We start from the raw sequence: 12,249 nt of genomic DNA, 5'->3' as shown, positions 1-12,249 counted from the left end.
ACTATGAAAACAGTATTATTAACAGGATTCGATCCGTTCGGCGGAGAAAGTATTAACCCAGCTTGGGAAGTCGCAAAAAGTTTACATGAAAAAACAATCGGAGAGTACAAGATTATTAGTAAACAGGTACCAACTGTATTTCATAAATCAATACAAGTTTTAAAAGAATATATAGAAGAACTAAATCCTGAAATGATTATATGCATTGGGCAAGCAGGGGGCAGACCAGATATTACGATAGAGCGTGTCGCAATTAATATTGATGATGCAAGGATTGCTGATAATGAAGGGAATCAGCCAGTAGATGTACCAGTTGTAGAAGAAGGACCGGCTGCCTATTGGTCTACGCTTCCGATGAAAGCAATTGTAAAAAGACTACAAGCAGAGGGCATACCAGCTTCCGTTTCACAATCAGCAGGTACATTCGTTTGTAATCATATATTCTACGGTCTCATGCATGAACTAGAAAAGCATGATAAGAAAATAAAAGGCGGATTTATTCATATTCCGTTTTTACCAGAACAAGCGAGTAACTATCCAGGTCAACCGAGTATGTCACTTTCTACTATTAGTAAGGGGATAGAGTTGGCAGTTGAGGTAATGACGACAGTTGAGGTAGATATTGTAGAAGTTGGGGGTACGACACATTAAGTAAGATTCTTAGGTAGTACCGAAGTGCGTATGTAGTTGTTATTTTTGTTTGGAGGAAGGATGTATCGTTAGCTTGATAATGATAGGATACATTGCACATTTCAAATTCTCCCATTTTCATGTATAATTATTTTAAAAATCTGAATTTTTAAAATTGAGGTGGGTATCTTGAAAAGTTTTGGTATGTTAGTAATCGCTACCGTGCTTTCAGCGGGCCTATTATATTATAATGCTCAATCCTTTTATAATAGGTTTGCCTCTGGAAATACATATTACTGGGTAAACGGTATCCTAGCAGTTATCTTCTTTGTATTTCTTTACAAAAATGCAAAAGATATCATTAAGAAAAACTATATAAAATAAGGAAGTTTAAAGAGTTCGTTATACAAAGACAACACCTCCTGTAAACAACTGGTATAATAAGTATAGCAATATACATAGAGGTGATTTTTGTGCAACAATTTGAAGAAGTACGTTCAATTTTAGAAAAAGCAAAGAAAATTACAGTATTAACAGGTGCTGGTGCAAGTACGGAAAGTGGTATTCCAGATTTTCGTTCAGCAAATGGATTGTATGCTGATGCGAATGTGGAGATGTATTTATCAAGGGGATATTATAATAGAAGCCCGAAAGAATTTTGGAAGCATTATAAAGAAATCTTTCAAATTAATACGTTTCATCAATATAAACCAAATCGTGGTCATCGCTTTTTAGCTGAATTAGAAGAACATGGGAAAGATATTACGATTTTAACGCAAAATATTGACGGTTTGCATCAAGTAGGTGGTAGTAAACATGTCATTGATCTACACGGAACGCTTCAAACAGCACATTGTCCGAAGTGTAAAGCGGGATATGATTTGCAGTACATGATTGATCATGAAGTGCCGCGCTGCGAGAAGTGTAATTTCATTTTAAATCCAGACGTTGTTTTATACGGAGATACATTGCCGCAATATCAAAATGCGATAAAACGTTTATATGAAACAGATGTACTTATCGTTATGGGAACGTCATTAAAAGTGCAACCTGTCGCTTCATTCCCGCAAATCGCAAAGAGGGAAATAGGAGCAACGACCATTTTAGTAAATGAAGAGTTAACAGGGCAAGAATATAACTTTGATTTTGTTTTTCAAAATAAGATTGGTGATTTTATTGACGGGGTATCGTCGGTTAAATAAGTTATTATTTTTATGAAAAACTGAGGTGTATAGAGAACACCTCAGTTTTTTGTTTGAATAACATTCATGTTATTCTTTAATAAGGGAATGGTAATAAATAGGATGTAAAATTAAAAAACTGAAAATTAAATCTTTTATTTCTTTAGTAATTAATATAAAATTCTATATATATCATATAAATAAATTTGATACATAATGATTCTATGTAGAAATGTTAATAGAATGAAGCGAGGGAGCGAAATGAGACAGAAAAAGGAGCAGAAGAAACAATCGAAAAAGAAAAAGACTCATATTCCATTTCGATTAAATGTACTATTTTTTATCGTCTTTCTTTTATTTTCAGCTATTATAATTCAATTAGGTAAAGTACAAATCATTGATGGAGAAACGTATAGAAATGAAGTAAACAAAAAGGAAGATGTAACGGTAAGCACTCCTGTTCCTAGAGGGAAAATGTTTGATCGGGTAGGTCAAGTTATTGTAAATAATAAACCGCTACGAACCGTAACATATACGAAAATGAAAGGAGCAGATTCGAAAGAAGTTTTACAAGTAGCAAAAAATTTAGCCCAGCTAATTGAAATGTCGCCAGAAGATATAAATAAGTTGACAGAAACAGATAAAAAAGATTTTTGGATGCAGTTAAATGAAAAACGAGCAGCAGAAAAAGTAACGAAAGAAGATGAGAGTGCATTTAGGAAGCAAGAGATAGAGGGGAAAGAATTAGATAAAAAAGTTGAAGAGTTGCGCCGTGAAAGAATTACGCAAGAAGAATTAAGCGAACTATCAAAAGAGGATCTAGAAGTACTAGCAATTAAAAGTAGGATGAATGCGGGATATAAAATGACGCCGCAAATTGTTAAAAAAGATGTAAGTCAAAACGAATATGCAATCGTAAGTGAAAGGTTGGCAAGTTTACCAGGAGTGGATACGACAGTGGATTGGGAACGTGAATACCCAAATGATAAAATACTTCGTTCTATTCTTGGTAGCGTTTCTACTGAAAATGAGGGTTTGCCAAGAGAGCAGTTAGATTATTATTTAGTGCGTGATTATAACCGAAATGATCGCATTGGTAAGAGCTACATCGAAAAACAATACGAAGATGCATTACATGGAACGAAAGAACAGTCTAAAAATATTACGGATAAAGCAGGGAATATTATTCGGACGGAAAAAGTGACTGAAGGAAAAAGCGGAAATAATTTAATGTTAACTGTTGATATGGAGTTACAGAAAAAAGTAGAGGAAAGTCTTGAAAAGAATTTACGAGCATTTCATTCTGCAGAGCCAATGATGGATCGTGCGTTCGTTGTAATGATGAACCCGAAAAACGGTCAAATTTTATCAATGGGTGGCAAGAAAATTGTAAATAAAGATGGTGGAATGCAGATAGAAGACTTTGCTTTAGGAACGATGACAAGTTCTTATGAGTTAGGGTCAACTGTGAAAGGCGCTACGTTATTAGCCGGATATCAAACTGAAACAATTAAGCCGTATACGCATTTCTTTGATGCACCGATGTATTTTAAAGGAAGTGTCAAGCCAAAGAAATCGTGGAAAGATTTTGGTGATATTGATGATTTAAGAGCTTTACAAGTTTCATCAAACGTTTATATGTTTAATACAGCATTAAAAATGGCAGGTGTAAATTATGTACCAAACAATCCGCTAGATATTAAAAAAGAGACATTTAATAAAATGCGCTACTATTTTAGACAGTTCGGATTAGGTGTACCGACTGGAATTGACTTGCCGAATGAATCGATTGGTCAAATGGGTAGAACAGATAACATACCTGGTTTTTTACTTGATTATGCGATTGGACAGTACGATACATATACGCCGCTGCAACTTGCTCAGTATATTTCAACAATTGCAAACGGCGGTTACCGAATGAAACCACAAATTGTACAAGAAGTGAGAGAGCAACCACATAGACCAGAGGATGTTGGAAAAGTTGTTCGGTCTATAGAACCAGTTATTTTAAATCGAGTGGATATGGACACTTCATATATTAATCATGTAAAAGAAGGGTTTAGAAGAGTATTTCAAGAGACTGACGGGACAGGTACTGCAACGTTTAAAGGATTACCGTATAAACCAGCTGGAAAAACAGGAACAGCTGAAACCGTATATGGTGGGGAAAGTGATATTGGAAGAGATGAAAACAATAACAGAAAAAAATGTTATAATTTAACTCTTGCCGGTTATGCACCATATGATGCTGATCCGGAAGTAGCTTTCTCAGTTGTTGTACCATGGGTGAATGATGACAAATCAGGAATTAATTCCGCGATTGGTAAAGAGATTTTGGATGCGTATTTTGAATTGAAAGCGAAAAGAACGGGTGGAAATCCAGTCCCAGTAGAACAACCGAACAAGGCCCAGTAAAAATAGTATCACTGCATGGAGATATATTGTGCAGTGATCTATTTTTTGAGTTAAAAAGCGTTTAAATAAGGTGGGAATGGATATGAAACAGGAAATTAAAAGAGGCTGGGGGAAATACATACTCTTCGTGTTTGTTTTGGTAGTAGCCTATCATTCTTTTACTTTATGTAAAGTGGAAGGGAAATCGATGCAACCAACTTTATATGAAGAAGATTACGTATTTGTAAATAAAGCAGCAGTACATTTTTCTAATTTAGAGCACGGAGAAATTGTCATTATAAAGGAAGAGGATGAGTCGAAATATTATGTGAAACGAGTAATAGGACTTCCAGGTGACGTAATTAGCATAACGAATGGATCAGTATATGTGAATGATAAAAAGCAAGAAGAACCGTATACAAATAAAGATTTATTCAATAATACGCAGGTGTTTTACAACTTTCAAAAGACAAAAATCCCGCCAAATAAGTTATTTGTAATGGGAGATAATCGTGAACTTAGTAGAGATAGTCGAAATGGCCTAGGATATATTGAAGAAGATAACATAATAGGCAAAGTGGAGTTTGTATATTATCCTTTTTCAAAGATGAAGATCATAGAATAAGTGGGGATGAACAAAACCCCACTTCTTAACGTTTCACTTTATTTTCTTTAAAAAACCTTTTGGATTAAATGATATGAAAAACTTATGTTTAGATTCATCGATTATGAAATTTTTATTTGTAGCTAAAAACTCTTCAACAGCTTCCATTGGACCAGGACCCCAATCAGGATAAACAGGATTTCCGTTAATAGATGTATCCTCTACAATAATATAACTGCCAGTCGTAACGATAGATTGATAAAGTAAAAGTTCTTTTGCTACATGCTCTTTACTATGGTCTGAATCTAAAATAACTAAAATTACATCAGCAGGTTTGCGCATATTTAATATAGTTTGAACGGCCTGTACAGAAACAGAAGAAGCTGTTACATACGTAATTCGGTCATGGGATGGACGATTTGGTTGAGGGAATATATCAATAGTAACAACGTGACCCTTCCCGATTAAATCTAATATAGAAGCTAAATACAATGCGCTACCACCATAACAAGTGCCGCATTCAATAATTAAATCGGGTTTTAATTCGTAAATAATTTCTTGATACAAAAAAAGATCAGAGGGAAGCTTGAGAATGGGGACCCCGAGCCAATGTGTATCATGTAACCAAACATTGCTGTCGTAATAAAGTTTTAGAAATTCATTGCTTATAGTATCGATGTTAATTCTCCTTTCTAAAAAGGATTCTTTCGCTTTACGTAAAGTGTTTACGTATGAAAGTTGTACTATATATTATGTAGTAAGGAATTGTAAGGCGAGTGTTTTTACTTAAAAATAAACTAAATAACTCATGTGTAAAGAAAGGTAATGGACGTATGTATAAGTACACAATTTGCTTCATTAGAAAAGGAAATGAAATACTCTTATTGAATAGAAATAAAAAGCCGAATGCCTTATAGGATTGGGCTTTTTGCAAGGGGAAAATTTTATTCTATATAATTTTTTTAATAGTATAGTGTTGTTTTACAATAAAATATGAAATTTGCATTTTTATATGAAAATTATTAAATTGTTCGGTTTTCCTGATAACTCTTGAGAAAAAATAAAATGTGTATTTTTACCATTTCTTGTTGTAATATGAAGAAACGCTTACAAATATAGGGAAATGCGCTTATCACAAGGGATGGGAGTTGTTATGATGAAAGTCGCAAAGAAAAAAATAGTACCGTTGTTATTAGTAGGTGGAATACTTGCTGGGGGAGGTATTGTAGCTGAAACTGCGTATGGAGCTGAAACGGAAGTTTTTCAGCCAAAGTCAGTAGAGTATGAGATTCAGATGATGAAAGATAGTGGCATGACGTTGGAACAGGTAAAACAATTTGTTGAAATTTCTAAAGAAGGAAAAGAGTTTTTCGAAAAAGATGCGAAAATTAAAGCGGAAAACGATTTGAAAGAGATTGATGAGTTAAAAACAACACATCCAGAAGAAGCGAAAGAATTGTATTCTAAAATTGATGATCCTGCATATAGTCAAAATGAATTAAATGGTCTTGTTGCGTTAGCAGGATCTGCTTTAGGTACAAAAGGGGATGTTTTAGTCAGTTATGAAATTAATTCTGGAAGTTCTTCTATCGGTGTAGGACACACAGCGATCGTATCAAAAGATAGTAGTCGTACAATAGAATCATTTGCAAAAAGTTGGAGTCCAACTGGAAAAGATGGAGTCCAATATTACCCTAATACATGGAAAGGACGTTCTAAAGTTTATGGTCTATGGGTGAAGGGAGCTAACAATACAAAATATTTAAATGCAGCTTCATATGCTCAGGGACAAATTGGAAAAGGTTATAATTGGTCATTCTTCGATAAAAATAGAACGGATAAGTTTTATTGTTCTCAATTGGCATGGCGTTCTTGGAAAAATCAAGGTATTGATATTGATAATGTTACTTGGGACACTGTTGTTACACCAATGGAATTAGTAAAATCATCAAATACTACTATTTTCTATTCTAATTGATAAACAATATTTTATAGAGCAATCGGCATTTAATTGTCGATTGCTTTCACTATATATGTGGGGTGATTACATGCTAAAGAAATATATTTTAATAGCTAAAGTTATAATATGTACAATGTTTCTTTTTGTAGGTTGTTCTAAAAATATTAATGACAATAAAGAACTTAAAAATATTCAAAAAGCAGATTATCTTGTTTCCTATTCAAATGCAATGAAAGACGGTGGTTACATATATGGATATGATAAGAAAGGAAATGAGATTAGTAAAATAGAGATAGATGGACAAAGTATGATGAGTAATGCAAAAGATGAAAAGGGGTACTATTTCTCATCAAATAGAAATAACAATCATTATGCTATTGATAAGATAGGCAAGATACAAGAGATAAATAGACCTAAAGAATTACAAGATGTAAACGCAGGGGCATATTTCATCCATGCAGAGCAAGGGTATGTATATTATGATGTAAATATTGGATTGGTGGACGAAAAGAAGGGATATACAAGTGAACTTGTATATTGGAAAGAGAGTGATAAAAAGCAAGAAAGTGTAGAACTAAAAGGAACGATTCAAGGGGCGCATATTATTCAGAATAACATGTACGCATTTTCACAAACGTTAGATAAAGTATATATTTCAGAAATAGATTTGGCGACAAATAAAAAGATAAACGAATTTGAAATTCCTAATGAAAATGTGTATTTTGCACCAACTGCTCAAAAAGTAATTTTTCAAAAGTATAAAGATAAATTATTACTCGTATTAAGTGATAATGTGAATCAAAAGTTACCACCTAAATTAATTATGGTAAATACGAAGACTAGAGTAGTAGAAAAAGAAACGATATTAGACGAAAAGCAATTCATACCTGTTCTAGTGCAGATAATTGATAATAAGGTGTATGTTTTAAATAATGATGAGAAAATGAAAGAATTAGATGAGAATTTGAACATCATACGCACATATTCATTACAAAGTGACAAAAATACAAAAATCAATAGAGAGGATAAAGGGATTTCAGATATACAAGTACATGGTAATAAGGTGTATATCTTATACAAAGATATGAATCCAAAGAGTAAAACGAAACAATTGGTAGCTGAGATTGAAGGATATGATGTGTTAACTGGAGCTAGTATTGAAAAGACTACTTTAAAATTAGATGAAAAATGGGATGATATTACTTTTCTCGTATTGAAAGAGTAAATAAAATGATGTGAAGGAGATAACTTAAATTATGGCATTCAATAGTGAGGAATAACTAAATGAAGCTATCCAAGAAGCTAAAGCAAGTCTAGCAATAGAGAGTATGATTATTACAAAAGAAATGGAAAAAATTATTAAAGCGAAGGTAACAGGAAAGATAACGCACAAGCAACTTATTACATTAGCTGATGCGATTGCAAGGCGTGAACTTACTTAACAATCTAGAAGGCACCACAAACTTTTGTTAAATAAACGGGAAAAAGTGATGGTAGACCCAACTCTCAGGCTGTAGATAAACTATTTTTGGAGAGTTCAGATGCTAAAAAATAGTTTGTCTCTTGCTGTATGGCGAATTTATCCAACAATATATATACGTAGTACGTTCTATGCTACAATTTACTATAAGTGAGGAAGGAAGGTGTCTTATGAAAATATCTGTTTATGTTGCAAGTGCATTTAGCAAGGATCATAAAGGCGGAAATAAAGCAGGAGTGGTATTTATGGAGAATACATTGACTACTACTCAAAAAATGGCAATAGCCAAACAACTGGGCTATGCGGAAACCGCATTTATATCAGAATCTGAAGTTGCTGATTATAAAATTGAGTATTTTACACCAAAAGAGGAAGTTGATTTATGTGGTCATGCCACAATTGGCTCTTTCGCGATACTGATGCATGTAAATAAACTTTTCAAGAATCGCTATACGATTGAAACGAACAGCGGTGTTCTTACTATTACCATAAAAGATGATATTATATTCATGGAACAAAACGAACCGATATTCTATGATGTTATATCTCCAAATGAGTTTATCGACTGCTTTGACATTGAAGATATAGACAATACATACCCAATTCAAATTGTCTCCACGGGCTTAAAAGATATTTTAGTTCCTATAAAAAGCGAAACACAATTACATACACTGCAACCTAATTTTGAAAAAATTAAAGAAATCAGCAAGTATTATAATGTTGTCGGGATGCATCTATATACTTTTAATGACAATCGAATTATATGCAGAAACTTTGCTCCACTATACGACATTAATGAAGAAGCAGCGACTGGAACTTCAAATGGTGCATTAGCTTGCTATCTTTATGAACAGCACTACTTACAAAAAGAAGTCTATGTATTTGAACAAGGTTATTCTTTACACTCGCCTTCCGAAATATTAGTTAAATTAGCAACCGATAGCGAGAATAAAATAGAAAAAGTTTATGTTGGTGGCAAAGGCTATTACTGTGAAACAAAGTGTTTAAATATAGAAAATATTGAGTGAAAATAAAAAAGAGATGGTATATCCATCTCTTTTTTATTTTCGAATCGCCTTAATCATAAATCGATGTTGCTTCACATCAAAATATCCCTTTTGCAAAATGATCTCATGTATACGATATAATTCCTCATAGTAACCCTCGACAGTAAAATCAGGAATTTGCCACGGAATTGCTTTTAAGTAATAGATGATAGCGCCAATGTCATAAAAGCGTTGAAAAGGGAACTCTTCTTTTTCTTCTAAAATAGTAAATCCATTTTCCTCTAACTCACTACATGCCGCTTCAAGCGACCAACTTGCAAATTCGCTATTTAGCGGTGAGCCAAACTGCTCATTAAGTTCAGCGCAATCAAGACCGCCAACTTGTTGTGTCAGAAAGGTTCCATTAGGAGAAAGGATTCTTTTTACTTCAGAAGCAGCATATGATTCATGTTGATTTAGGATTAGATTAAACTGACCATCTTGAAATGGCAATGCAGTATCATCGCTCACCTCTACAACAGTAATCCCTAAAGGCTCTAATTTCTTTCGAGCAATTGGCACGTTTGGAGCGTAGCCCTCAGTAGCATAAATAGTTGACGGGAACGGTTGTAACTTAGATAAAAACTCTCCGCCGCCAGTCCCCATATCGAGCGTTGATTCTGCATGCTGCATAAGCTGGAAAGCTGTACTGCCATATGACCACGATAAAGGCTCGCTCTTCATTCGACCCGTTTCTGAAATAAAAGAAAAATCCCAACCGCTAAAATTTGTATTAGCATTTTCTAATAAAGTTAAAAATAATGGATCACGTTTCATAATGGTATCCTCCTATTTTGTAAGTAAATGATATGGTGAGAAAAGAAAAAAGGAGGACCTCTTATGAAAGGGGAACGGTTTTACGTTTCGTGTTCGAATAGATGCATATAAATTCGCTCCTTGTGAGAATGGTAATTTATATATTCGGGATAACCGAGTGGAAATCCTTTGAAATTATGGGGGAAGATAGTTATTTAATGAAAGATTGGATGGAGTGTACAGAAAAAGGGTGCACTCAAACTTTAGAAAAGGTATTTAGTAAACTTAAATTTTCGCCCAGCCCTTTTATGAGATATGTGATATTTCTCACTACTATTAAGTAACAATAAAGTCGTACTGTTTATAAAAGAAGTGACGTTGTTGTATCTCTTTGGATTTACTTATCTATGGGATAAGTAAAGAAGTAGACATATAAACTGAATATAAAAACGTTTTAATTCTTTGAAAACATTCTATAATTTAGTATTGTTATATATGGAATAATTTATTTGTACGAAAAGAGGAATAAGATGTTTATACAAAAGTATAAGGGTTTGATGCTAGGGATAGTTAGTAATATCCTTTGTTTACTTTAAAGATTTAGATTATATATAAGACGGGCCTTAAGTTATTATCTGTAACATTAATCATTATAGGTTGTGTTATTGCCTGTGATTCGACCTGTTTCTATAAAAAAGAGAATAATAATGTATAAGATTATTATTATATAAATTTAGCTTGTTGAGCATGGGGCATACTCCTCTTACAAACACGATAGTTGATTGACCACGCTATCTAAAAATTGCGATACCTTTTCTTTTGTTGTATCTGGCGAATGATACCCAATCGTAAATGTAAGTCTTCCATTATAAGAGCTTGCTCCCATTGTAAAGAATGGTGCATACATAATAGGTGATGTCATATACCCGTCTTGAGCCTGAACTTCACCAAACTTAATAGGTTCATCTGCTATCGATCCGAAATTAGTAAGTAACGGTAAAGCCATGCCCATTTGTAAAGCCCGTTCGTATTGCTGTTTATACATTTCCTTCACTTCAGATAGCTTTTTACTTGCCAGTAACTCCATTCCTGCGGCTGAAGAAAGACCTGGATTTTGAGATTTTATTATATCCATTGATTCTTTGACTCGAACTAGAGTTTGATTAAATGAATCATCATTTTCCATTTTAATCACTGGCATTTCCATCCCGGATAAGTTGCAAATTGAACCAGTTGTATGATTAGGGAGATATCGGCGTAAATCAATTGTTAAACCAACCATTTTTTTTGCGGTACGAGGTTCTGCATACACAGCGAAATGTGATAAAGAGCGGAAGTATGCAGTCAGGATTGCATCATTTAAGGCAGCTTGTTGTGCCTTTGTCCGCTGGATTAAACGTAGAGTTTGCTCACGGCTTAACCGTTGCACGGCCATTTCTGGATGAGCATTTTTGTTAGGTTGAGATGGAAAAGCCCATAACGCAGCTTGTTGTTCTTGGCTGGGACGATACGCACTTTTTATGTCTGTTATTCCAGTATATTTGAAAACAGGTGATTGATCGCGAAAACCCTCATTTTCTGCATTATATCTCATTATAATTTCATCCTTAGACTGTCCCATAGAAAGTTGAGTATAAATTGCTCCCAGCAAATGAATATATGCCTTGACTCCAGCGCCATCTGAACAAAGATGAGATAATTTCACAACTAACATATTTATTGAAGTACCTTGAAATAATTTTGTCTGAACCATAGGCCCCTGAATAGGATCTCCAGATTTCTTTATAAAATCTATTGCCATCATTTCAAGATTTTGATCATTTCCTTCTGCAAAAAAACAAATTGGTGAGTTAGAATTAGATGAATGTTCCTCCCAGTAAGGCATATCACTTTCTACAAAACGGCTGTTTAAAACGGGCTGTAATTGTAACGTTATTCTTACTGATTGTTCAAGTACCTTTTTTGATATACCTATAGGAAAATAAAGAACGGCATTAATTTGTTGGTTTGCGGAATAAAGACCTAGTATATAATTCATTCGATCTTGAGGTGTTACTGAATATTTCCTTTGTTCCATAATTTTCTCCCTCTTTTCAGGTTATTTTTTGTTACAATCTTGTTTTTTATAGGGTTGTGACTTTTTCAAGGATTCATAATGTTTTCTATTCAATTTTTTAGTAGTTCAATTATGAAAGTAT

Annotated in this window: 11 protein-coding genes and 1 pseudogene; 9 read left to right on the top strand and 3 right to left on the bottom strand. The window is 33.8% G+C overall.

Going from position 1 to position 12,249, the window contains the following annotated elements:
- Nucleotides 1-3 precede the first annotated feature (3 nt).
- The 5 genes from pcp to lepB all read left to right on the top strand — a co-directional run bounded on the left by pcp (nucleotide 4) and on the right by lepB (nucleotide 4,830).
- Entirely contained in the window at nucleotides 4-651 is a 648-nt protein-coding gene (pcp, locus tag KZZ19_RS14970; protein WP_088096870.1) for a pyroglutamyl-peptidase I, read from the top strand.
- Nucleotides 652-819: 168 nt separating this feature from the next.
- Nucleotides 820-1,014: a hypothetical protein gene (locus tag KZZ19_RS14965; protein WP_088096869.1), complete on the top strand. Its 195-nt coding sequence runs from the start codon at nucleotides 820-822 to the stop codon at nucleotides 1,012-1,014.
- 89 nt (nucleotides 1,015-1,103) lie between these two features.
- Complete coding sequence (locus tag KZZ19_RS14960; protein ID WP_237980045.1) at nucleotides 1,104-1,832, top strand: NAD-dependent protein deacylase; 729 nt, start codon at nucleotides 1,104-1,106, stop codon at nucleotides 1,830-1,832.
- A gap of 240 nt (nucleotides 1,833-2,072) precedes the next feature.
- Nucleotides 2,073-4,226, top strand: coding sequence for a peptidoglycan D,D-transpeptidase FtsI family protein (locus tag KZZ19_RS14955; protein WP_237980048.1), 2,154 nt, complete (start codon nucleotides 2,073-2,075; stop codon nucleotides 4,224-4,226).
- 82 nt (nucleotides 4,227-4,308) lie between these two features.
- On the top strand, nucleotides 4,309-4,830 hold the full coding sequence (lepB, locus tag KZZ19_RS14950) for a signal peptidase I (RefSeq protein ID WP_046954250.1): 522 nt from the start codon (nucleotides 4,309-4,311) through the stop codon (nucleotides 4,828-4,830).
- A gap of 33 nt (nucleotides 4,831-4,863) precedes the next feature.
- Here lepB and KZZ19_RS14945 read toward each other — a convergent pair whose 3' ends face one another.
- A complete protein-coding gene (locus KZZ19_RS14945) occupies nucleotides 4,864-5,487 on the bottom strand; it encodes a CmcI family methyltransferase (RefSeq protein ID WP_140392483.1) in 624 nt (207 codons plus the stop codon).
- 155 nt (nucleotides 5,488-5,642) lie between these two features.
- Between KZZ19_RS14945 and KZZ19_RS14940 the strand changes: the two are divergent.
- The 4 genes and pseudogenes from KZZ19_RS14940 to KZZ19_RS14925 form a co-directional block, all read left to right on the top strand.
- Nucleotides 5,643-5,717, top strand: a pseudogene (locus KZZ19_RS14940) (DNA mismatch repair protein MutT); the annotation flags it as partial.
- 248 nt (nucleotides 5,718-5,965) lie between these two features.
- Nucleotides 5,966-6,787 (top strand): YiiX/YebB-like N1pC/P60 family cysteine hydrolase, encoded by an 822-nt coding sequence (locus tag KZZ19_RS14935; RefSeq protein WP_073515520.1) that lies wholly within the window; start codon nucleotides 5,966-5,968, stop codon nucleotides 6,785-6,787.
- 70 nt (nucleotides 6,788-6,857) lie between these two features.
- Nucleotides 6,858-7,994, top strand: coding sequence for a hypothetical protein (locus KZZ19_RS14930; RefSeq protein WP_140392482.1), 1,137 nt, complete (start codon nucleotides 6,858-6,860; stop codon nucleotides 7,992-7,994).
- Nucleotides 7,995-8,419: 425 nt separating this feature from the next.
- Nucleotides 8,420-9,277 (top strand): PhzF family phenazine biosynthesis protein, encoded by an 858-nt coding sequence (locus KZZ19_RS14925; RefSeq protein ID WP_088096865.1) that lies wholly within the window; start codon nucleotides 8,420-8,422, stop codon nucleotides 9,275-9,277.
- 33 nt (nucleotides 9,278-9,310) lie between these two features.
- On the opposite strand, the gene KZZ19_RS14920 is transcribed toward KZZ19_RS14925, so the two are convergent.
- Entirely contained in the window at nucleotides 9,311-10,072 is a 762-nt protein-coding gene (locus KZZ19_RS14920) for a class I SAM-dependent methyltransferase (RefSeq protein WP_088096864.1), read from the bottom strand.
- A 742-nt stretch (nucleotides 10,073-10,814) separates the two neighbouring features.
- Nucleotides 10,815-12,128 (bottom strand): condensation protein, encoded by a 1,314-nt coding sequence (locus KZZ19_RS14910; protein ID WP_237980050.1) that lies wholly within the window; start codon nucleotides 12,126-12,128, stop codon nucleotides 10,815-10,817.
- Nucleotides 12,129-12,249: the final 121 nt, after the last annotated feature.

Source organism: Bacillus thuringiensis, from assembly GCF_022095615.2.
Lineage (GTDB): Bacteria > Bacillota > Bacilli > Bacillales > Bacillaceae_G > Bacillus_A > Bacillus_A cereus_AG.
Note: the sequence above shows the minus strand (reverse complement) of the source record. Positions and strands in the feature narration are given on the sequence as shown.